This window comes from Microbacterium hydrocarbonoxydans (assembly GCF_900105205.1).
GTDB classification, from domain to species: domain Bacteria; phylum Actinomycetota; class Actinomycetes; order Actinomycetales; family Microbacteriaceae; genus Microbacterium; species Microbacterium hydrocarbonoxydans.
This window is the reverse complement of record NZ_FNSQ01000005.1, coordinates 196,119-218,219: the sequence shown is the minus strand read 5'-3', so window position 1 is coordinate 218,219 and position 22,101 is coordinate 196,119. Positions and strand designations below refer to the sequence as shown.

Genomic DNA, 22,101 nt, shown 5'->3' with positions numbered 1-22,101 from the left:
ACTCTTTCGGGTGGCACGGTGGGACTCAGTCCCAGAGAGCCCCAGAGCGCGTCTCAGAGGACGCACTCTGGGAATACTACTCACACCGCGGCGCTCGCGCAGGGGATGTTCTCGCGCTGCTGCCGGTCAGCAGACCAGCCGGTCACCCGATCAGCCGGTCACCCGATCAGACTGGGCTGCAGATCGCGCAGGGTGCGTCGATGCGTCATCCTGGTGACCCCGATCGCGGCGAGGACGAGCGCACCCACCAGCCACATGCCGAGGACCGCCAGATCCCAGCCCGCTCTGCCCAGGTTGCCGCCGTACATGAGCTGTCGCATCGCATCCACCACATAGCCGAGGGGGAGCACGTGATGCAGCGCGGCCAGCGGTGCAGGAAGGGTCTGCCATGGGAACGTGCCGCCGGCCGTGACGAGTTGCAGCACCATCAGCACGAGGCCCAGGAACTGGCCCACGGACCCGAGCCAGACGTTCAGGGCGAGGATGATCGCCGCGAAGGTCGCCGAGGCGACGATCATCACCCCGAGCGTGCCGACGGGGTTGTTGAAGGTGAAGCCCAGGGTGATCGCGAGGATGCCCATGAGGCCCAGCATCTGCACGGCCCCGAGCATCGCCGGCGTCAGCCACCCCGCCAGGGTGACCCGGATCGGGGAGTGCAGCGCCGTCACGGCGCGGCGGGAGATCGGCTTGACGATGAGGAACAGCGCGTAGATCCCGATCCAGGCCGACAGTGCAGCGAAGAACGGCGCCAGTCCCGCGCCATAGTCCTCGGCGGAGGCGACCTTGTCGCTCGAGACCTTCACGGGGTCGGCGATCGTGTCGGCCTGCTGGGTGCGCAGGTCGGGGGTGGATGCCGGAATCGCGTCGACGCCGTCTGCGAGGCCGTCCCGGAGCTCAGCCGTGCCCGAGGCGAGCGTGCTCAGCCCGTCACGCAGCTTCGCGGCCCCGTCGTTCGCGGCAGAGGCGCCGGTTGCCACGGTCTTCGCCCCCGACGCGAGCTGCGAGGCGCCGGATGCCACCGAGGCTGAGCCGGCAGCGAGCTGATCGACCTTGTCGACCGCGTTCTGCACGGTCGTGTTGCCCTCTTCGAGTCGGGTGCCGAGCGGGTCGAGGGTCGCCAGGACCTCATCGATCTGCTCAGGCGTCATGCCCTGATCCGTGAGGACCGTGGTGATGTCGTCGCGCACCTGCGGCAGAGCATCCGTCGCCTCCTGCACGACGGAGCCCGCCCGATCGGCGATGTCGGCCAGCTGGCGGTTGCCGTCGCTGACCTGCTGTGCGCCGGAGGCCAGGGTGCTGGCCCCGCTCGCGAGCTGCGACGTGCCGGCGGCGAGCTTGCTCGTGCCATCTGCGAGCGAGACGCTACCCGTGGAGGCCGAGTTCGCACCGTCGGTCAGCTGGTTCGCACCTTCGACCGCCGTGACGAGGTTGTCGCGCACCTCGCTGAGCCCCGTGAGCAGACGCTCGGCCGCCTCGCTGCCCACCATCTCGGCCACCGAGCTGCGGATCTTCTCGACCGCCTGAGTGCCCATCGACGACGCGAGGTAGTTGTTCGCGTCGTTGGTCTCGAGCTCGATGCGCGCCTGGTGCGGGTCGTCGCCCGCGGCCGAGGTGAGCGCGAGCGAGAAGTCCTCGGGGATGGTGACGGTGAAGTCGACCGCTCCTTCTCGCAGTGCATCCGCCGCCTCGTCCGCTGACATCCGCTGCCAATCGAAGGCGTTGCCGTCGATGAGGTTCTCCGCGACGTCCTCGCCGTAGTTCACGTTCTCGTCCGTCGCTGGTTCGCTTCCGGTGGTCGGGGCCGGTGCGCCGGCGTCGTCGACGACCAGTGCCACCGGCACCTCGGGGAACTTCGCATACGGATCCTGGTTCGCCCAGAGGTACAGACCGCCGTAGAGGATCGGCACGCAGACGAGCGCGATCAGGGCGATGATGCCCATCTTGCTCGCCGTGAGGCGCCGCAGTTCGGCGGCGATCATCGCGGGAACCTTCATCGGTCGGCTCCGTTCGGGGTGGTGTCTGAGGTGGGGGCGTCTGGGGCGGGGGCGTCTGTGGCGGGGGTGTCCGGGGCGGGGGTGTCCGGGGCCGGGGCCGGGTCCGGGCCCGAGTCCGGTCCGTCGTCCGCAGGCGAATCGGGCGAGGGAGAACCCGGACCGTCCGTCGTGTCGTCGGCGTGTCGTTCGTCGACACGCGGCTCATCGAGCACTTCGTCCGGGGTTTCCGTCTGGTCCGCGGTGTCCGCGCCGGCCGGGGTTTTCGCCCGTTCCGCGTCGTCCCGGGTCTCCGCGTCCTCCGCATCATCCGCGTCGGCCACGGGCCACGTGTCGAGGACCAGGGGCTCCACGGGGCCGGAGGCGTTGATCGCCTCGAGCTCGTGCATCCGCTCCAGGGCGACGGCGGCGGATCCCCCGACGATGACCAGCATGGCGTAGCCGCGGTCGGCGAACTCCGAGGCGATGCGCCACCATCCGTCCGGGCTCCCGCCGTGGCGGTCGGGCGAGACGAGGACGATGCCCTCGGTGCCGTCGCGCAGGATCGCGAGCTCGCAGAGGATGCGCACGCGCACCGCCGGGTCGACATTGCCGATCGGCACACCGGCCAGTTCGCCGAACCCGAGCTGGGTGAGCCAGCGCCGAGCGTGCAGCGGGGTCGCACCCTTGCCCGCGAACATGAGCTCTTCGCCGACCACGCCGGCGAGGGCGATGTCGGCATGCGGATCGCTGACGTCCGGGGCGTCGACGAGGGCCACCGTGCGGCGCAGTGCGCGGTTGTCCGAGCCGCCGTCGATCGTCACGCGGCCGCTGTCAGGGCGCATCCGTCCGCTGGCGATGAGGCCGAGCACGCTCGGGCGCTGCTCTGTCTCGGCGAGGGCGAAGCGCACGGCGCCGGTGTGGAACTCCAGGCTCGTCGGTGGGAGCGCCTGGCCGCCGCGGCCTTTGCTGACCTCGTGCAGAGTGACTCTCATGCGCTGACCTCCTGCGAATCGACGATCTCGGGGTGGGCGCGGAGCAGCTCGTCGGCATCGCGCCACGACAGTCCCGCGATGCTCAGCAGGGTGCGGACAGCGAGGTTGGCGGCTCCGGTGCTCGCCGCATCCGTGCGGGATACGACGGTACGGGCGACCTCCTCGATGAGGCGCGCGAGGGTGGGGGCGGCGAGGTCGGTGCGGAAGCTGCCGTCCTCCTGGCCGCGCCGGGCGAGGGCTGCGACGGTGCGGCGCAGCGGCGCGAGGGCGTCGGCGGTGTGCTGGACGTGTGCCTCGTCGAGAGCCAGAGCGGCGGCGACCTGCACGTGTGCGGCCTCCTGCCAGAGCTGTGCGGCGAGCCGGGCCAGCGCGATGCGCGGGTCGGCGTCGGTCACGGACTCCGCGATGGCGTTGAAGCGCTGCGCTCCGACAGAGATGAGCTCGCGGATCAGGGCCTCGCGGTCGTCGAAGTGGCCGTACAGGGTGCGGCGGGACAGGCCGGCACTGCGGGCGATCACATCGATTGACGCACGCGGGTCGGTGGCGAGCGTGGTGCGGGCCGCATCGAGGATTCCGGCGCGGTTTTCGACGGAATCGCGGCGGGGTGCACGGGTGGTCATGCCTCCATGGTACTTAATGTGCACATGTGTGTGCAAGATAACGCGGGGGACTCACAGGGTCTGGATCGATAGGAGTGCACGACTCAGCATGGATCGCCGATCCGAGCCCCGAACCACGCGTTTCGGGGCCGATTCTCGCGATTCATGCTGAGTTGTGTACGCGCCGGCCTCCACAACTCCGGAGATCGGAGGCCGAATCGCGCCAGAACCGGCAGTTTCCGGCCTTCCGCGCACCGATCTCCGGAGTTATGGATCGAAGCAGCCGGGCACTGACGCCGAAGGGGGCGGATGCCGCAGCACCCGCCCCCTTCAGAACGCCGAAATCGTCAGTCGGTGCCGGAGTCGAAGGCAGCGCCCTCGGATGCGGTGTCCACCGCGTCGGCGAAGCGCTCGTCGACCTCTTCGACGGAGCCCGTGATCTCACCGGACTCGCCTGCGGTGACGCGTCCGACCAGCTCGCCGGTCGCGCCGCCCACGAGGCCGAGGCCGGCGTACTGCTCGAGGCGGGCACGGGAGTCGGCGATGTCGAGGTTGCGCATGGTCAGCTGGCCGATGCGGTCGACCGGGCCGAAGGCGGCGTCGCCCACGCGCTCCATCGAGAGCTTCTCGGGGCCGTACGAGAGGTTCGGCGACGTGGTGTCGAGGATCGTCCAGTCGTCGCCGCGACGCAGGCGGATGGTGACGGTGCCCGAGATAGTGAGGCCGACCCAGCGCTGGATCGACTCGCGCAGCATGAGCGACTGCGGCTCGAGCCAGCGGCCCTCGTACATCAGTCGACCGAGGCGGCGACCCTGCTCGTGGTAGGTCGCGAGCGTGTCCTCGTTCAGGATGCCGTTGACGAGGCGCTCGTAGGCGATGAACAGCAGCGCCATGGCCGGGGCCTCGTAGATGCCGCGCGACTTGGCCTCGATGATGCGGTTCTCGATCTGGTCGCTCATGCCGAGGCCGTGGCGTCCGCCGATCGTGTTGGCCTCCTGCACCAGGGCCACCGGGTCGGTGTACTCGACGCCGTTGAGGGCGACCGGGCGTCCGGCTTCGAACGTGACGGAGACGTCTTCGGTGTCGATCGCGACGGAGGGATCCCAGAACTTCACGCCCATGATGGGGTCGACGGTCTCGAGCGAGACGTCGAGGTGCTCGAGCGTCTTCGCCTCATGCGTGGCGCCCCAGATGTTGGCGTCGGTCGAGTACGCCTTCTCGACCGAGTCGCGGTACGGGAAGTCATGGGCGACGAGCCATTCGCTCATCTCCTTGCGGCCGCCGAGCTCGGTGACGAAGTCGGCGTCGAGCCAGGGCTTGTACACGCGCAGCCGCGGGTTGGCGAGCAGGCCGTACCGGTAGAACCGCTCGATGTCGTTGCCCTTGTAGGTCGAGCCGTCGCCCCAGATGTCGACGCCGTCCTCCTTCATGGCCCGCACCAGCAGCGTGCCGGTGACGGCGCGGCCGAGGGGGGTGGTGTTGAAGTAGGTGCGTCCGCCGGAGCGGATGTGGAACGCGCCGCACGCGAGGGCGACGAGACCCTCTTCGACGAGTGCCGTCTTGCAGTCGACCAGACGCGAGGCCTCGGCGCCGTACTCGAGGGCGCGGCCGGGGATCGACTCGATGTCGTCTTCGTCGTACTGCCCGAGGTCGCCGGTGTACGTGTAGGGGACGGCTCCCTTGTCGCGCATCCAGGCGACGGCGACGGAGGTGTCGAGTCCTCCGGAGAAGGCGATGCCGACGCGCTCGCCGACGGGCAGGGACTGGAGGACCTTGGACATGCTTCCCAGTCTATCGGCGGCGTGTCGGCTGTTTCGGACGGTGCCGCGCGCTGGCCGGCGCGGGGCGCCTCTGCGTTCTCCGTGGAGTCGGTGGCAGAGTGGCGTCCGTGGCCGGCAGCGTCTGGCCTCGGGTTTCGGAAGGAGGACGGCATGGGTGCAGCGATCCTGTGGGGAGTCGTCGCGGCATCGCCGTTGCTGGTCGGTGCGGCACTGGCTCTGCTGCGCACCTGGCCGCCGCGCTGGCTCGGGATCGTGCTGGGCTTCGGCGCCGGGTCCCTGATGGCCTCGATCGCCTTCGAGCTGTGGGAGGAGGGCCTCGACCTCGCGGGCCCGATCCCGCTGGTCATCGGCGTCGCGGCCGGCGCGCTGGCGTACTTCACCGCGGACCGGATCCTGGATGCGCGAGCGGCGAAGTCGAAGGATCAGGGCGCCGGCGCTCCGCTCGCGCTCGGCGCGCTGCTCGACGGCATCCCCGAGCAGCTCGTGCTCGGGATCGGACTCGCCTCGGGGGAACCGGTCAGCATCGCGCTGGTCGTGGCCATCGTCGTGTCGAACCTGCCCGAGTCGATCGGCTCGGCCGCCGACCTGCTGAAGGGCGGGATGTCGAAACCCAGAGTGCTCCTGTTGTGGGCGGGCATCGCCGCGATCTGCGCGCTCGCGACCGTCGCCGGCTTCGCGCTGGCCAGTGCCACCGGCGACGCCTTCCGCGCCGGTGCGAGCGGGTTCGCCGCCGGTGCGCTGCTGGTGATGCTCGTGGACTCGATGGTCCCCGATGCGCAGGAGAAGGCGAAGCAGGTGACCGGCCTCGCGACCGTGCTGGGCTTCGCGCTCGCCGCCGGCCTGTCGCTCGCTTCCTGAACCCCGGAGCGTCCGGTGTCTGCCGACCGGCGTCGAACCGGGGCTACCCGGACTCGGGCGCCTCGTCTGCCCGTTCTCTCCGTCGTTCACGCACCCACTGAACCGTGTACATGACGCCGGCGGCGAGTGTCATCCCCACCGCCACGACCCAGTGCCATTCCGAGGCGGGGGACAACAGCAGGTACGCCGCTGCGAGCAAGAACCCGAACGCGCCAAGGAGGTACCCCGTCGATGCCTTCATGGGCCAAGGTTAGACGACCCCGCGCCGGATCAGCCGCCCTGGGCGGCGCTGCATCCCGGCATGATGCTGCATCTTCGGGCGTACAGCACCCGAGAGTGTACGGAGGTCGTTGCTGACCTCGCCCGGCCTCACTGGAAGCCCGGGTACTCCTGCAGCTTCTTCTCGAACTCGGCGCGGTCCGCCTCGCTCAGCACGGCGCTCGCGATCACGACCATCTGCAGCCCCTCGAGCGGTTCGCCGGTGCGCGCCTGCTGCGCCTCCCTGGTCTTGAGGAAGTTCCCGGACGGATCGTTCGAGAGGTCGTAGATGTTGGCGTAGAACCGCATCGGATCGGGGTAGTTCTCGGTGTAGTACTCCCAGGTGTGCTGCTCGCGGGGGTCATCGCTGCCGTAGAGCTTCGCGATCATCGAGGGATCGATCCCCGAGTACTCGCCGTTGAACGAGTACAGCGAGGGCAGCCCGTGCTCGGCGGCGACCGAATCGATCACGTCCATCACCTGGAGTTTGACGCTGTAGTCCTGGATGGGCTCGGTGGTCGCCCACCCGGTCGAGGTGTACTCGATCAGCATGGACTCCCCGCCGTAGCCGTTGCGCTCAGGGCGCAGGTCCTCGCCGCCCACCTGCACCCACTCGTAACCGAACTCGGCGGTGACGCGCTCGCGGATGTCGGCGAACAGGCTGTCGGCTTCGGCTTTCACCTCTTCGAGCGACTGCTGGTTCAGCGCATCCTGCGGATCCGTGCCCTTGATGCCCGGGTAGGCCTCCTCGTGCTTCTGCTCCTCGGTCTTCATGCCGTCGTAGCTGCCGGATGCAGAGGTCTGCAGCGCGCTGAGCCCTCCGACGGTGGCCACGTTGAAGACGAGGGTGATCGCGAGGGCGATCGCGGCGAGGGTGCGACCGCGTGCTGTGAACAGCGCGCCGATGATCACAGCGACGACCACGAGCTGGAGCGCGAGCATCGTGACGCCGTACAGCACATCCGTCGCGCCGACCGCGAGGGTGATGAGCAGGATCAGCACGAAGAGGATGCCGGCGACCAGAGCGATCCACCCCAGAGCATTCGCCGGCTGCTTCGTGGCCGCAGCGGCGTCGGAGACGGTCGCCGTCCCGCCCGCGACCGGGACGGCAGGCTGCTGCACGACCGGTCCTGACGGGCGACGGGCGTTGCGATAGCCGCCCGGCGGCGGCACGGGGGGTGCGCCTTCGGTGCCGGCGACGTACCGCGCCCGCTGCTTCTCGTGATCCATCACCATGGCTTGTCCGTCCCCGAGCCGCCACCGTCGTCGCCCTGCTGCTGATCGCGCTCCTGGGTGCCCTGCTCGAGCTTGTCCTCGAGCTCGTCCAGCTTGTCCTCCGACGGCTGAGGCTGCGGCTCCTCCTCGGGCTGCTCTTCCTCGGGAGGCGTCTGCTGCTCGCTCTGCTGCTTCTGCTTCAGCCGGTCCTCAAGATCGTCCGTGCTCTGCTGCATGTCCCGATCGGGGTCGGAGGACTGCTCCTGCGCCTCCTCGCTGTCGCACTCCTCCGGCATCTCCGTCGTCACCGTGAGGGCTTCGCCGAACAGTTCAGCCGCAGCCGCCCCATCGCCGTCGGCGCGGGCCGCATCCCCCATCCGCTCCAGCACCAGGGCGAGGTTGATCCGCACGGTGCAGACCTCGAGACCGGATGCGAGCTCGAGCGACTCCTCGAGTTCGGCGCGGGCCTCGGGCAGCTTCTCGGCTCCGGCGAGAGCGGTGCCGATGTTGAAGGGCGCCTTGAACGGCTCGAACCAGTTCAGGAAGTCCTGGCCGCGCGCTGCGGCCTCGGACCCCGCGTAATCGTCGGCCACGTAGGCCGTGATCGACTGATGCGCGAACGCGTACATGCTGAGGATCTTGCCGACGAACAGCAGCGCGGCGAGAGTGAGCGGCAGGGTGCCGACGGCGATCCAGCGGCGGATGCGGCGGCGCCGGCGGTTCGACGCGAGCAGCGCCGCAGCGGCCTGCGCCGTCAGATCGCTCGGATCGCCGGGGTCAGCGGGGCGTGGACGCGTGGAGAGGTCGGTCATGCGGCACCTCCATCGGTCGGGCGTCGCTCGCGGTGCGGCGCGGACGGGGCCCGCAGCAGTCGCAGTCGCGCGACGAGCATGCTCGCCCTCGTCAGCTCGACGCCGAGCAGGGCGACGATCACGAGCGCGGCGATCCAGTAGAGCTCGGTGACCGAGCCCACCGAACCGGACTCGGCGTAGCTGGTCGTGGTCGACGGCGCCTCGGGCAACTCCGGCTCGGCATCCGCCGTCCGGTGCTCGTACGGAACGCCGAGTTCCGCTGCGATCGCCTCGAGGTTCTTCTCATCGATCACCGACAGGGCGTTCGCGCCCTCGTACTCGATGTACTCGCTCGACGAGTCGCCGACACTGCCGGTGGTGAGCTTCATGGGGCCGCCCTCTGCGGTGCCGTATCCGAACACCGCGCCGGCATCCGTCAGCTTCTCGCTGCCGTCGAAGGGCTCAGGAGCGGAGGTCACCGTCTGCTCGCCGTCGCCGAAGTAGAACACCATGCGCGAGCGATCGGGAGACGACTCCGCGGCGTTCGAGAGGGTGTCGGCGAGCAGCTCGTTCGCGATGCCGATCGAGCTGCCGCGCGACTGGCTGGTCACCTCGGGACGCAGCACCTCGAGCGACGAGACCAGGGCTGTCGTGTCGGTCGTCAGCGGCAGGCGGAGGTCGGCCGAGGCGTCGAACGTGATCAGGGCGAAGCGCGCACCCGGGTACTCGTCGACGATCGCCTGCACGTCGGCGCGCACGCCGTCGAGACGCGGCTGGTCACCGTCCCAGTCCTCGGCGACGATGCTCGCGGTGGTGTCGACGACGAGCACGATGTCAGTGTCCGTCGCGAGCGTCTGGGTCGCGCCGCCGGGGATCCCCGGGCGCAGGAACAGCACGAAGCAGGCGAGCAGCAGCACCAGGCGCATCGCCCACAGCGCTCTGCCCCGCCCCTTCGCCTTGACGAGAGCCAGCACCGCGAGCGCAGCCACCGGCGCGCACAGCAGCACGAGGAGGAAGATGTTGAGGACCGGCTGGAAGATCACAGTCTCACCCTCCACAGCACGACGATGAAGGTGAGCATCGAGATCATCAGCACGACGATCCACAGGTTCGGGGTGTCGGTCCATACGACCTGCGCCTGACCCTGCAGGGCGGTCGCCTCCTGCTCCTGCACCTGATCGACGATGTCTCCGACGGTCGTCGTGTCGCGCAGGCCGTATGCCGCGCCCCCCGTGGTCTCTGCCGCCTTCGCGAGTTCGGCGCTGACGGCGGCATCCTTGCCCTGCACCGGGTTCAGAGCGAACACCCGCACGCCCACCGACTTCGCGTAGGCCGCCGCCTCGTCGAGAGTGACGATCGAGGCGCCGTTGACCTCGTTGTCGGTGGCGAAGATGATCGAGCGCGACCGCTCGTCGTCCGGGTGGTCGAAGGCCATGGCGCAGGCCGCGAGGCCGTCGCCGATCAGCGAGGCGCCGTTGCCGTTCAGGGTGCCGACCCAGTGCTCCGGCACCTCGTCGAGGTAGTCGAAGCTCTCGCGGATGCTCTGCAGGTGACCGCGGATGAACTCGTAGTCGTCGGTGAGGGGGAAGATCTGCACCGGCGAGCTGTTGAAGATCGTCAGGCCGATGCGCTCGCCCTCGAAGTCCTCGAGCAGCTCCTCGAAGACCGTGAGCACCTCGACATCCACCTCGCTCATGGATCCGGAGACGTCCAGGCACAGCATGATGTCGCGACTGGTGTCGACCGGCTGGATCGTCTGCGACGACATCGGGCGGGCGGAGACGACACCGGCCGCGAGCGTCGCGACGATGCCGAGCAGCAGGATGCTCGACAGGGCGAGCACCCGGCGGTTGAGTGCCTGACGGAAGGTCGGCAGTGCGCGCAGGCGCTCTGCGCGCGCGACTCGAGCTCGCTCGTGCGCCTCGGTCTTCACGCCGCTGCGCAGACCGACGATCACGCCGACCACGATCGCCACGACCACGACGCCGACGGCGACGAGGATCAGCCAGCCGTTCGCTAGTGCCATGAGCGCACCACCGTCCGAGCGGCCTCGGCACCGGCGACCGGATCGATCGCCGGCCCCTGCCGGAAGATGCTGGGGTAGTAGTGGCGGCCCATCGCGTCGATGAGCGCGGGGTGCACGCCCCGCGCGACGAGGTCGTCGAGCGCGAGTACCGGAGCCTCGAGGCCGCTGTACTCGTTGACGAACGTGCGCACCACCCGGCTGAGCTCGAGGTTCGCATTGCGGGCGGACAGGGAGCGCGCGCGGTAATCGTCCTCGATGCGCTGGATGCGCTCCAGATACTCCACGCGCAGCTGCGACAGCACGTCGACGGTGAGGAGCGTCGGACCCTGCGCCGCACTCGCGAGCGTGAGGTCCCGGCGCGGTCGCGTCAGCCCCACCACGAGCCACGCGGCGGCGATGAGGAGGATCAGGATGCCGATCGCGAGCAGCATCCAGCCCCACCCGTACTGGAACGGGGGGTAGAGCTCGTCAGAGCCGGGCATTCGACCTCCGATTCAGCAGCTGGAGGAGTTGCGTGACGGCGTCGTCCTGACCCGCCAGCACGCTGTGACTGATCTCCATCCGCTTGAGCACCTCGGCCAGTCGCGCGGCATCCGCCTCGGTCTGCGCGGTGAGCTCGCGGATGATCTCGAGGTCGCCCTGCACGAAGTCGGGCACCTCCCACAGGCTGTCGACGTCGCTGCGGATCGTCGCGGTCGAATGGTCGAGCACCGGGTCGGCATCGCTCACCGTGAGCCACAGCACGTCGTGCTGCACGCGGAGTCGGCGCAGCATCCGCTCGGTCTCCTCCGTCACCGGCGCCTCGTCGGTGATGACGACGACGATCATGCGTCGGGAGATCGTGCGGGTGACATACGAGAGCAGGGCATCGCGGTCGCTGCGGGCGGTGCTGGTGTCGATCGCCTGGTCGATGGTGCGCAGCGCATGTTCGAGCGCGCCCTCGCTGCGACCGGGTGCGCGGCGCCGTACGCGGTCGGAGTCGCCGTAGACCAGCGAGAAGTCGTCGCCGTGCCGCAGCGCGAGCACTCCGAGCACGCCCGTGGCGAGGATCGCGAGGTCCTTCTTCGATCGCTCGTCGTGCGCGAGCGCCCCCATCGAGCGGCCGGTGTCGACGACGAACAGGATGGTGTGCATCCGCATCGCGCGGTGCCTTTTCACCAGCGGCGTCCCGAGCCTGGCCGTGGCGCGCCAGTCGATGTCGCGCACCTGATCGCCGTACTCGTACTTGCGCAGGTCCTCGAAGTCGAGACTGCGGCCGTGCAGCAGCGACGCGTAGGCGCCGTCGAGCGCATGCAGCGACTTGCGCGACGAGTGGATGAAGAGCTTGCTCTTCACCTGGGTGATCAGGCTGGCCATGGCGAACGTCAGGGCGTGGGAACGGACGCGAAGATCTGGTCGATGATCTCCTCGCTGCGGATGCCCTCGGCGTCGGCCTCGAAGGTGAGGAGCACGCGGTGGCGCAGCACGAGGTGGCGGAGTGAGCGGATGTCCTCGGGGATCACGTGGCCGCGGCCGTTCAGCAGCGCCAGGGCGCGGGCGGCCTGCAGGAACGCGATGCTCGCACGCGGGCTCGCGCCGTACTTGATGAAGCGCGCACGCTCCTCGCCGATGTAGGGGGCGGGGTTGCGGGTCACGTAGGCGATCGAGACGATGTAGTTGCGGATCGCGGGGTCGACGTAGATGCGGCCCGCCACGTCCTGCAGCATGTGCACGTCGTCGAGGCTGATCGCACTCGACACGTGGCGGTCGGGGTCGAGCACGCCGGAGTCGATGCGTCCGAGGATCTCGAACTCCTCGGCGGGGCTGGGGTACTCGACGATCTCCTTGAGCAGGAAGCGGTCCATCTGCGCCTCGGGGAGCTCGTACGTGCCCTCCTGCTCGATGGGGTTCTGCGTCGCGATCACGAGGAACGGCTTCGGCAGATGGTGGACCTCCCCGCCGATCGTGGTCTGGTGCTCCTGCATGGCCTCGAGCATGGCGCTCTGGGTCTTGGCGCTCGACCGGTTGATCTCGTCGAGCAGCACGAAGTTCGCGTGCACCGGGCCGAGGACCGTGCGGAACGACCCGGTCGCCGCGTCATAGATCTGGTTGCCGGTGATGTCGCTGGGGAGGAGGTCCGGCGTGCACTGGATGCGCTTGAACTGCGCCTTCACGGTGTCGGCGAGGGTGCTCGCCGCGGTGGTCTTCGCAAGGCCCGGGACGCTCTCGAGCAGGATGTGACCGCCGGCGATCAGCGAGATCAGCAGGCTCATCCGCAGCCGCTCCTGGCCGACCATCTTCGCGGAGTACGCGTCGGAGACGGTCTTCAGCACCGCGGTCGCCCGGCGGAGCTCGGCGTCGGTGGGGGCTTCGGACCTCGTGGTGGCCGAGGGGGAGGCCTCGGGGGCCGCGGGCGGCGGCGTCGCGGCGGCTGCAGCTTCCGCCCGTGTCGCCGGGGCGGGAGGAGCCGGCGGTGCGGGCGGCGCGGCCTGCGTCGCCTGGTTCGCCTCGGTCGCCTGGGTCGCCTGGCTGGAGGGGGCCGGCGGGGGCGGCGGCGTCGAGCCTGCGGAGGTGCCGGACGCGTAGGGCTCGTTCATCGGTGTGTCTCCTCGTTCCCACGGGGACCGTCGATGTTCCCCCCTCGACCCAGCGTAACCGCATCCGTTCGCCGGGTTCCGGCGCGCACGTGGGGACTTCTCCCCATGCCCGTGCCCCGGCGGGCCTCTTCCTCAGCCCCGTGCCGGTCCGGCCGACCGCTCCCTCAGCCCAGCCCTTGCCGGATGCATGCTCAGATCACGGATGCATGCTCAGATCGGCCGTTTCGGCATGCATCCGTCATCCGGGCATGCAAGTGTTCGAGCCCGGGTCACCGGGAGGGTTTTGGCGCGGCCCACCTGACTGGATTCCCTCAGCCCACCGGCCGAATGCATGCTCAGATCACGGATGCATGCTCAGATCGGCCGATTTCGGCATGCATCCGTCATCCGGGCATGCAGGTGACCGGGGCCGGGTCAAGGTGCCGGGGGCGACGGTCAGGCGGCGACCGGCACCCGCGCGCCGCGCTTGCGACCGACCCAGACGACGAACCACCCGGCGGCGACGATGGCGATAGCGATGCCGACGATGTAGCCCGCGACGCCGAGGTAGCCACCGGGGACGAGGCGCGGATCGAGGAACGGATACGGATACCACCAGGCGTTCCCCGTCGATGGTGCCGTGATGAGGTTCGCGCGGATCATCGTGTAGACGGCCCAGACGAGCGGGAAGATCGCGGTGACGGCGACCGTCCGCCAGCCGAGAGCCCGTCGGCGCGGGGCGACCAGCACGTCGATCAGGAGGAAGAGCGGGAAGATGACGTGCAGCACCTCGTTCGACCAGGGCACGGTCGTGCCCTGCGGCAGCTCGACTCCCCGGAGGAGGGTGTTGTAGACGACGCCGGTGGCGATCATGTAGGTGCTGACGCAGGCGAGGAGCACGGCCAGCCATGTCGGCTCCGGCTCGTCGTCGCGGCGGTGTCGCAGGGCCCAGACCGCGGCGATGATCAGCACGATGGCCGCGAGCAGGTTCGAGAGGATCGTGAAGAAGCTGAGGAAGTTCGCCGCGACCGTCGGCAGGTGCTGACCCCACTCGGTCGTGGCGGCGAGGGCATTCTCGATGCTGCGGGCGAGCTGCGCGATGATCGCCGCGAGTCCGAGCGCTGCCGCTGCCAGTCGTGCGTAGGGCCACCAGGTCGTCATATTCGCCTCCGGGCACACTTTATCGGCCAGGATGCCCGCGGATGCTAGACCGAAATACCGGTATGTCGATAGCGTCGGCGCAAGAGCACAGCGCGCGGCGGCCGGAGGGGCACATGAGCGAGGGCACGACGGGGACGACCACCGAGAATCGACGACCGAGATGGCGCGGGAGGGTCGGGCTCAGCATCCAGTCGAAGCTGCTCATCATGCTGCTCGCGGTCAGCCTCTCATCGTCCGCGATCGTCGGCGTCATCGGCTTCTTCAACGGGCGGGACTCCCTCCGTGACTCGGCGATCGAGCAGCTGACGACGATTCGAGAGCTGCGCGCGACGGCCATCGAGAACGAGTTCGCGGGCATCCAGCGCGGTGTGCTGCTGGATTCGCGAAACGCGAGCGCTGTCGAGGGAGCGACCGCTTTCGTCGATGCGTTCGCCGAGTTGCAGACGACCGAGCTCGATCCGAGCGTGGATGCCGAGTTGGAGCAGTACTACACCGACTCCTTCGTGCCGGCGCTCGAACAGCGCAGCGGGCTGGACTACGAACCCGCGGCGTTCATTCCGGCATCCACCGCGGGCAAGTACGTGCAATCGCTGTACACCGCTGGCCGCGACTACGACGACTACGACACGGGGCTGGCCCTTGCCGATGCAGGCGACGGCAGCGCGTGGACGCGCGCGAACATCGAATACGGTCCGTACTTCACCGGGTTGGTCGAGACCTTGGACTACGAGGACGTCCTGATCCTCGACACCGATGCGAACGTCGTCTTCAGTGCGTACAAGAGCGTCGACCTCGGAGTCAATGTCCAAGAGGAGCCGTACGCGAACTCGACCCTCACCAAGGCCTTCGAAGAGGTTCTGCGCAACGGATCGATCGATGAGGTGATCACGACTGATTTCGAGCGGTATCTTCCCTCGCTCAACATACCCACGGCCTGGGTGCTGTCACCGATCGGGAGCTCGACCAACATCGTCGGCGTGATCGCCGTCCAAGTGCCGGTCGAGCAGATCAACACGGTGATGACGGGCGACGGGCGGTGGAAGCAGCAGGGGCTCGGGGACACCGGCGAGGTCTACATCGCGGGCCCGGACCTGCTCATGCGCAGCACGTCACGCCTTCTTCTCGAGGACCCTGAGCGGTATACCGAGGCCGTGGTCGAGAACGGCACTGCGCCGGCGGTCGCAGAACGAATCGTCGCGGTGAAGGGCACCGTGCAGCTCCAGCCGGTCGACGATCTCGCTGTCACCGAAGCGCTCAAGGGCCGCACCGGAACCGCGCTCGCCGCGGAGTACTCCGACGGGGAGAGTCTCGTCGCCTACGCGCCGCTCGACATCGACGGACTCAACTGGGTGATCGTCGCCCACATCGATCAGGAGGAAGCGTTCGCGCCCGTCACCGACTTCACCCGCACCGTGCTGCTGTCGCTGCTCGGCATCCTGCTCGGAGTCTCACTCCTGTCGCTGCTGCTGGCGCAGGTGTTCACGCGTCCAGTGCGCCGCCTCGTCGGTGCCGTGCACCGGGTCGCGGAAGGCGATCTCGACGTGCAGGTGCCGCAGGGATCACGCGACGAGTTCGGGGATCTCGGCAGTGCCTTCAACGACATGGCGTCGAGTCTGCGCATCAAGCAGGAACTGATCGACGAGCAGCAGGCGGAGAACGAGAAGCTGCTGCTGACCCTGATGCCCGAGAGCGTCGCGGCGAAGTACAAGCAGGGCGACGAGGCGATCTCCGAAGCGCATGAGAACGTGTCCGTCGTGTTCGCCGAGCTGGTGGACTTCGACGAGTACGCGCGCGGTCTGAGCCCCGAGCAGGAGATCGGGCACCTCAACACGCTCATGAGGGGCTTCGACGAGGCGGCGGAGAAAGCCGGAGTGGAGAAGGTCCGCACCCTGCGCGGCGGCTACCTCGCGTCATCCGGTCTCGTCATCCCCCGGGTCGACAACGTGCGTCGCAGTGTCGAGTTCGCGCGCAGCCTGCTCGGCGTCGTCGAGCGGTTCAACGCGCAGAACGGCGCCTCGATCGGTCTGCGGGCCGGCGTCGACACCGGCACGGTCACCAGCGGCCTGGTCGCGCGGACGAGCCTCGCATACGACCTGTGGGGCGATGCGGTGAACCTCGCGTACCGGGTGCGCTCGGTCACCGGTGAACCCGGCGTCTACGTGAGCCAGACGGTCTACGACCGCACGCGCGAGATCTTCACGTTCACCGAGGCCGGCGCCGTCGAGACGCACGGCAAGAGCGAGACCGTCTGGAAGGTGGGCTGACATGCTCGACGACGCGTTCCGCGACGGCTGGGGCTGGTGGGTCATCGCCCTCGCCGTCGGTGTGCCGGTGCTGCTCGTCGTCCTCACCGAGCTGATCAACGGTCTCCGGCGCCGCAACAACCCGCTCGCAGGTCCCCTGCGCCTGCTTCGCAACGGCGTGATCCCGGTCGGGGCGCTGTTCGCGCTGCTGGCGTTCGCGATCCAGTCGCCGGCCGACCAGGTGTGGACGCGCGTCGCTGCGACGATCTTCGGGTTCCTGGTGATCCTGCTGCTGCTGTCTGCATTCAACGTCGCCCTGTTCGCGAACGCCGCCGAGGACTCGTGGCGCAAGCGCATCCCGACGATCTTCGTCGAGATCGCCCGGCTGGTGCTCGTCGCGCTCGGGCTCGCGCTGCTGTTCTCCTGGGTGTGGGATGCCGACGTCGGCGGCCTCTTCACGGCCCTCGGCGTCGGATCGATCGTCATCGGCCTTGCACTGCAGAACGCGGTCGGAGGGGTGATCTCCGGACTGCTCCTCCTGTTCGAGCAGCCGTTCAAGATCGGCGACTTCCTCGATGCTGCCGGAGTGCGAGGGCGGGTGATCGAGGTCAACTGGCGGGCCGTGCACATCGACACCGGATCCGGCATCCAGATCGTGCCGAACTCCAGCCTGTCGGGGGCGTCGTTCACGAACCTCTCGGAGCCGGAGGGGCCGTACTCGGCATCCACCGACGTGAAGTTCGCGACGGATGATCCCCCGCACGAGGTCATGGCGCTGCTGGTCGAGGTCGCGGACGCGCTGCCCATGCTCGCCGACCGCGAGCGCGCGTCCGTGAGCTATGCGGGCGGTGGCGCCTACAGCGTCTCGATCCCCGTCGCCGGACCGGCGGATGCGGGACGCGCACTCTCCACCTACCTGTCGTGGCTCTGGTACGCGGCCCGCCGCCACGGATTCGCGCTCGATGGCGACTCGACGGATCCGATCTCCGAGCCGGGGCGCCTCGCGGAGGCCTTGACGGCCATCGGCGGCACCCTGCACCTGCACGACGACGACCTCGAGGCGATGCTGCAGTCCTCGCACCTCGAGCGCTACGGCGTCGGCGAGGTCGTGCTGCCCAGTGGCGTCGTGCCCGACGAGGTGCGTGTGGTCGTGTCGGGGCGCGCGCTGCTCGCGGTCGAGGTCGACGGCGGACGGGTCGAGTTCGCGACTGCCGAGAGGGGCGACATCATCGGCCAGACCGCGCTGACCCGGGAGCGGACGCAGGCCGTCACGGTAGCCGGCGAGATTTTGACCGTCGTGGTGCTGCCTCTCGCGACGGTCGACGAGCTGATCCGCACCCGTCCGCGCCTTGCGGCGGAGATCGGCGAATCGCTCGAGCTCAAGCGCAAGCTCGCGGGTGACATGATCAGCAGCATCGAGGGCACGCGCGGGTCGCTTCGTCAGGGCCGGTCGGTGTCGCCGCGCTGAGCCCCGGGTGGTTGGGGTGTGGTGTGTGGGGTCGACTCTGCATGCGAGACGCGGTGCGTGGTCAATTGTGCATGCGTGGCGGGGTTCTGCGGTGCGTTTTTGACCACTCACGGTTGCGATAGCGCGGGGCGCGAGTGCGGCCGGTACGGGAGTGTGGTGCGGGGTCAGTTGTGCACCGGATGCGCGGTGAGTGGTCAATTGTGCATGCGTGGCGGGGTTCTGCGGTGCGTTTTTGACCACGCAGGGATGAGATGGACGCGGGCGTCAGTGAGGGTCTCGGTGCTGGTCGGTGCGTGGTCAGTTGTGCATCCGGAACGCGGCCTTGGGGTCCGTTTTTGACCGCGCACGGTCCGGATGGGCGCGGGTAAGAGTCACACGCCGGGCGGGCTCGACAGTGCGCCCCACGGATCTGCTCGCGGGGCGCGGCGGGGCGGGGCGCGTTGCGACGGGACAGGATGCGGCGGGGCGGGGCGCATCGCGGCCACACAGCGCGCGGGCAGACAGCGTGCGGTCCGACGCGAAGGCACGACGCGACGGCGCGCAGCCAGAGCCGAGTCAGCGCAAGGGTCGGCGCGAGCGCCGGGACGGATCAGGCGCGGCGGCCCCAGCGCATCCGGGTGACGAGCACCCCGAGAAGGCACAGCGTGCCGCCCACGAACATGAGCGGAGTGGGAACCTCGCCGAGGATCGCCCACGACATCAGGATGGCGATCGCCGGGACCACATAGGTCGTCGCGGAGGTCTGCCCGGCGGTGCTGCGCTGCAGCACATAGGCCCAGGTCGTGAACGCGATCGCGGTCGGGAAGATGCCGAGGTAGACGACCCAGAGCGTCGCGTCGATCGGAGCGGTCTGGAGGGCGCCGATCAGGCTGCCCGTCCACGGGAGCAGCGCGACGGTGCCGGCCAGCGCGCCGAACCAGGTCAGCGTCGTCGCGTCGGATCCGGCGCTCAGCAGATGCTTCTGCAGCAAGGTGCATCCGGCATACATCACCGCCGCGAGCAGGGCGAGGAGCAACCCGGAGATATCGGGCCCTTCGCTGGTCGACGAGTTCATGCCGATCAGCACGACGCCCAGGAAGGCGATCGGGGCTCCGATGATGAGGGGCTTCGGGAAGCCCTCGCGCAGGAACAGCCCGCTGAAGACCACGACCATGAGCGGTGCGAGGTTCACCACCATCGCGGCCGTCCCCGCATCGAGGGTGCGCTCGGCCGCGTTCAGCGCCAGGTTGTAGACGCAGAACCATCCGACACCCCACACGACGACCAGCCACCAGTGCCGACGCTCGGGAAGACGGATGCCGTGCCGCACCGCGATGATCGCGAGCGCGGCGCTGCCGACGGCCATGCGCAGCAGCGCCAGGGCTCCGGGGTCGAAGTGCGGTCCTGCACCGCGGATGCCGATGAATGCCGACGCCCACAGCACGACCGTCACGATGGCGGCGACGAGCACGAGCGGCCCCTGGCGGCTGGGCTGCTCGGTGTGAAGGATGTCGTCGCGATTCACGCGACCGGTCTTCGGCATCCTCTGATCGTGCCACCGGCCACCGACATCGGCGATGCGCCGGAGCGACAGCATCCGCTCGATTCCCGCCATCGACCCGCTTCGCCGTCAGGCGGACCGCAGACGGGCGTCAGGACCGCAGCCTCCACAGCCCGGACGGCCCGGAACAACCCTTCGATAGGATGGAGCCGCCCGCAGAGGGCCAGCTCATCAGCCGGTGCAAACCCGGCGGAAGCAAGGGGGATACCCATGCCAGGAATCGTTATCGTCGGCGTCCAGTGGGGCGATGAGGGCAAGGGCAAGGCCACCGACCTGCTCGGCGAGCGCACCGACTGGGTCGTGAAGTTCAACGGCGGCAACAACGCCGGGCACACCGTCGTGGTCGGCAACGAGAAGTACGCCCTCCATCTGCTCCCCTCCGGCATCCTCTCGCCCGGGGTCACGCCGGTCATCGGCAACGGCGTCGTGATCGACCTCGAAGTGCTGTTCAGCGAGCTCGAAGCCCTCGGCGGCCGCGGCATCGACGTCTCCCGCCTGAAGGTGAGCGCCAACGCGCACATCATCACCCAGTACCACCGCACCCTCGACAAGGTGACAGAGCGCTTCCTCGGCAAGCGGATGATCGGCACCACCGGCCGCGGCATCGGACCGGCCTACGCCGACAAGATCAACCGCGTCGGCATCCGCGTGCAGGACCTGTTCGACGAGAACATCCTGCGCCAGAAGGTCGAGGGCGCCCTCGACCAGAAGAACCACCTGCTGGTGAAGATCTTCAACCGCCGCGCGATCACCGCCGACGAGGTCGTCGAGGACCTGCTCTCGTACGCCGAGCGGCTGCGTCCGATGGTCGCCGACACCGGCTACCTGCTCGACGAGGCGCTGCGCCGCGACGAGGTCGTCGTCTTCGAGGGTGGCCAGGCCACCATGCTGGATGTCGACCACGGTACCTACCCGTTCGTCACCTCGTCCTCGGCGACCGCCGGTGGCGCCTCCACCGGCTCGGGCGTCGGCCCCGGAGCGCTCGACCGCATCGTCGGCATCGTCAAGGCCTACACGACCCGTGTCGGATCGGGCCCGTTCCCGACCGAGCTGTTCGACGAGCAGGGCGAATGGCTGCGCTCGCGCGGTTTCGAGTTCGGCACCACCACCGGCCGCCCGCGCCGGGTCGGCTGGTACGACGCGCCGATCACCCGCTATGCCACCCGCGTGAACGGCATCACCGACCTCGTGCTCACCAAGCTCGACATCCTCACCGGTCTCGAGCAGATCCCGGTGTGCGTGGCGTACGACGTCGACGGCCAGCGGTTCGATGAGGTGCCGGTCAACCAGACCGACTTCCACCACGCGACGCCGGTCCTGGAGTACTTCCCGGGCTGGAGCGAGGACATCTCGACCGCGCGCAGCTTCGACGATCTGCCGCAGAACGCGCAGGACTACGTGCTCGCCCTCGAGGCCATGAGCAACACGCGCATCTCGGTCATCGGCGTCGGACCCGAGCGCGACCAGGTCGTCGTGCGCCACGACCTCCTGGACTGAAGGGAATCATGACTCGCTTCTGGCTCGGCGGGTACGGACCCGCGATGGACGGCTCTGCCGACGGCATCGGCCTGCTGGCGGGCGACGAGAGTGCTCCGACGGCCCTGGAGTACCGAGGCGCGGTGACGCAGACGCCCTCGCCCTCTTGGCTGGCGCAGCATCCGACGCTCGACGTCGTCTATGCGGCGCTCGAAGGGGATGCCGCGGTGCAGGCGTTCGCGCGCAGCGGCGAGTCGGACCTTCGCCCTCTCGGCGACCCCGTCGAGGCGGGTGACGGAGTGTGCCACGTGGCCGTCTCCTCCAGCGGATCGTTCCTCATCGCGAGCTGCTACGGCGACGGTCGGGTCGTGCGCATCGGCATCGACGGGCAGGGGCGCCTGGTGCCGGATGCCGCGAACACCGCCGCCGAGCTGCGTGCCGCGCTGCTGGGCGAGCCGATCGAGGCCTCGGCCCCTGCGGGGGTCGCCGCGGCGGCATCCGATCCGCATCCGGGGGAGCGCACCGCCGCGGGCGAGGAGCGGGTATCGCACGCGCACTCCGCCGCCTTCCTCGCGGACGGCCGCATCGCGACCACCGATCTCGGATTCGACCTCGTGCGCATCTGGCGTCCGACCGGCGGCGCTCTGGTGCTCGACCACGAGGTCGTGCTGCCCGCAGGCACCGGTCCTCGCCACATGGTCGTGCACCCCAGCGGTCACCTTCACATCGTCACCGAGTACTCGTGCGAGGTGTTCACCCTCGCAGCGGGACCCGACGGCACCTGGGCTGTGGTGTCCTCGGTGCTCGCGAGTCCGATCGCCGAGATCGGGGTCGACTTCCCGGCAGAGCTCGTCCGCAGTCGAGACGGTCAGTTCCTCTACACGGCGCTGCGCGGCAGCAATACGATCGCGGCGCTGCGGGTGCGCGGTCAGGGCGAGACTCTCGAGTCGATCGCACTGGTCGACTCCGGCGTCGACTGGCCCCGCCACCACCTCGTGCACGAGGGCAAGCTGCTCGTCGCAGGGCAGCGGTCCGACACCGTCGCACTGCTCGACCTCGACGAGCGGACCGGGGCGCCGCTCGGCATCCGGCACACGGCTCAGGTGCCGACGCCCACGCACTTCCTCCCCGCTCGCTGAGACGCGCGGCGAGCTCGACTTGACCT

General features: G+C 69.1%; 19 protein-coding genes. 5 read left to right on the top strand and 14 right to left on the bottom strand.

The window, feature by feature from the left end; translation table 11 throughout:
- Nucleotides 1-158 precede the first annotated feature (158 nt).
- The 4 genes from BLW44_RS01260 to argG all read right to left on the bottom strand — a co-directional run bounded on the left by BLW44_RS01260 (nt 159) and on the right by argG (nt 5,345).
- On the bottom strand, nt 159-1,994 hold the full coding sequence (locus BLW44_RS01260) for a YhgE/Pip domain-containing protein (RefSeq protein ID WP_060927887.1): 1,836 nt from the start codon (nt 1,992-1,994) through the stop codon (nt 159-161).
- Complete coding sequence (locus BLW44_RS17900; protein ID WP_074731519.1) at nt 1,991-2,965, bottom strand: hypothetical protein; 975 nt, start codon at nt 2,963-2,965, stop codon at nt 1,991-1,993. The genes BLW44_RS01260 and BLW44_RS17900 overlap by 4 nt, the downstream gene beginning before the upstream one ends.
- The gene (locus BLW44_RS01250; RefSeq protein ID WP_060928625.1) at nt 2,962-3,585 is read right to left on the bottom strand and encodes a TetR/AcrR family transcriptional regulator; all 624 of its coding nucleotides are present in this window, start codon (nt 3,583-3,585) and stop codon (nt 2,962-2,964) included. Before BLW44_RS01250 ends, BLW44_RS17900 begins: the two co-directional genes overlap by 4 nt.
- A gap of 326 nt (nt 3,586-3,911) precedes the next feature.
- The gene (gene argG / locus BLW44_RS01245) at nt 3,912-5,345 is read right to left on the bottom strand and encodes an argininosuccinate synthase (RefSeq protein ID WP_060928626.1); all 1,434 of its coding nucleotides are present in this window, start codon (nt 5,343-5,345) and stop codon (nt 3,912-3,914) included.
- A gap of 150 nt (nt 5,346-5,495) precedes the next feature.
- Here argG and BLW44_RS01240 point away from each other — a divergent pair, with 150 nt between their 5' ends.
- On the top strand, nt 5,496-6,203 hold the full coding sequence (locus tag BLW44_RS01240) for a ZIP family metal transporter (RefSeq protein WP_060928627.1): 708 nt from the start codon (nt 5,496-5,498) through the stop codon (nt 6,201-6,203).
- 43 nt (nt 6,204-6,246) lie between these two features.
- Here BLW44_RS01240 and BLW44_RS01235 read toward each other — a convergent pair whose 3' ends face one another.
- The 9 genes from BLW44_RS01235 to BLW44_RS01195 all read right to left on the bottom strand — a co-directional run bounded on the left by BLW44_RS01235 (nt 6,247) and on the right by BLW44_RS01195 (nt 14,209).
- A complete protein-coding gene (locus BLW44_RS01235; RefSeq protein ID WP_060928628.1) occupies nt 6,247-6,444 on the bottom strand; it encodes a hypothetical protein in 198 nt (65 codons plus the stop codon).
- Between the two features lie 128 nt (nt 6,445-6,572).
- Nucleotides 6,573-7,697, bottom strand: a complete 1,125-nt coding sequence (locus tag BLW44_RS01230; protein WP_060928629.1) for a DUF2189 domain-containing protein — start codon at nt 7,695-7,697, stop codon at nt 6,573-6,575.
- Complete coding sequence (locus BLW44_RS01225) at nt 7,691-8,488, bottom strand: hypothetical protein (RefSeq protein ID WP_060928630.1); 798 nt, start codon at nt 8,486-8,488, stop codon at nt 7,691-7,693. The genes BLW44_RS01230 and BLW44_RS01225 overlap by 7 nt, the downstream gene beginning before the upstream one ends.
- On the bottom strand, nt 8,485-9,525 hold the full coding sequence (locus BLW44_RS01220; protein WP_245647484.1) for a vWA domain-containing protein: 1,041 nt from the start codon (nt 9,523-9,525) through the stop codon (nt 8,485-8,487). Before BLW44_RS01220 ends, BLW44_RS01225 begins: the two co-directional genes overlap by 4 nt.
- Nucleotides 9,507-10,493 carry a VWA domain-containing protein gene (locus BLW44_RS01215; protein ID WP_245647485.1) on the bottom strand — a complete coding sequence of 329 codons (987 nt, stop codon included), beginning with the start codon at nt 10,491-10,493 and terminating at the stop codon, nt 9,507-9,509. The genes BLW44_RS01220 and BLW44_RS01215 overlap by 19 nt, the downstream gene beginning before the upstream one ends.
- Entirely contained in the window at nt 10,484-10,975 is a 492-nt protein-coding gene (locus BLW44_RS01210; RefSeq protein WP_060928632.1) for a hypothetical protein, read from the bottom strand. Before BLW44_RS01210 ends, BLW44_RS01215 begins: the two co-directional genes overlap by 10 nt.
- The gene (locus BLW44_RS01205) at nt 10,962-11,849 is read right to left on the bottom strand and encodes a DUF58 domain-containing protein (protein WP_060928633.1); all 888 of its coding nucleotides are present in this window, start codon (nt 11,847-11,849) and stop codon (nt 10,962-10,964) included. Before BLW44_RS01205 ends, BLW44_RS01210 begins: the two co-directional genes overlap by 14 nt.
- A gap of 8 nt (nt 11,850-11,857) precedes the next feature.
- Nucleotides 11,858-13,069, bottom strand: a complete 1,212-nt coding sequence (locus tag BLW44_RS01200) for an AAA family ATPase (RefSeq protein WP_254775103.1) — start codon at nt 13,067-13,069, stop codon at nt 11,858-11,860.
- 435 nt (nt 13,070-13,504) lie between these two features.
- A complete protein-coding gene (locus tag BLW44_RS01195; RefSeq protein ID WP_060928444.1) occupies nt 13,505-14,209 on the bottom strand; it encodes a Pr6Pr family membrane protein in 705 nt (234 codons plus the stop codon).
- Nucleotides 14,210-14,322: 113 nt separating this feature from the next.
- On the opposite strand from BLW44_RS01195, the gene BLW44_RS01190 reads away from it, so the two are divergent.
- Both BLW44_RS01190 and BLW44_RS01185 read left to right on the top strand, forming a co-directional pair.
- On the top strand, nt 14,323-16,473 hold the full coding sequence (locus BLW44_RS01190; protein ID WP_074731517.1) for an adenylate/guanylate cyclase domain-containing protein: 2,151 nt from the start codon (nt 14,323-14,325) through the stop codon (nt 16,471-16,473).
- Between the two features lies 1 nt (nt 16,474).
- Complete coding sequence (locus BLW44_RS01185; protein ID WP_060928443.1) at nt 16,475-17,920, top strand: mechanosensitive ion channel domain-containing protein; 1,446 nt, start codon at nt 16,475-16,477, stop codon at nt 17,918-17,920.
- 589 nt (nt 17,921-18,509) lie between these two features.
- Here the strand turns inward: BLW44_RS01185 and BLW44_RS01180 are convergent.
- The gene (locus BLW44_RS01180; protein ID WP_245647478.1) at nt 18,510-19,514 is read right to left on the bottom strand and encodes a DMT family transporter; all 1,005 of its coding nucleotides are present in this window, start codon (nt 19,512-19,514) and stop codon (nt 18,510-18,512) included.
- Between the two features lie 156 nt (nt 19,515-19,670).
- On the opposite strand from BLW44_RS01180, the gene BLW44_RS01175 reads away from it, so the two are divergent.
- Both BLW44_RS01175 and BLW44_RS01170 read left to right on the top strand, forming a co-directional pair.
- A complete protein-coding gene (locus tag BLW44_RS01175) occupies nt 19,671-20,957 on the top strand; it encodes an adenylosuccinate synthase (protein ID WP_060928442.1) in 1,287 nt (428 codons plus the stop codon).
- Nucleotides 20,958-20,965: 8 nt separating this feature from the next.
- Complete coding sequence (locus BLW44_RS01170) at nt 20,966-22,075, top strand: lactonase family protein (protein WP_060928441.1); 1,110 nt, start codon at nt 20,966-20,968, stop codon at nt 22,073-22,075.
- Nucleotides 22,076-22,101 lie beyond the last annotated feature (26 nt).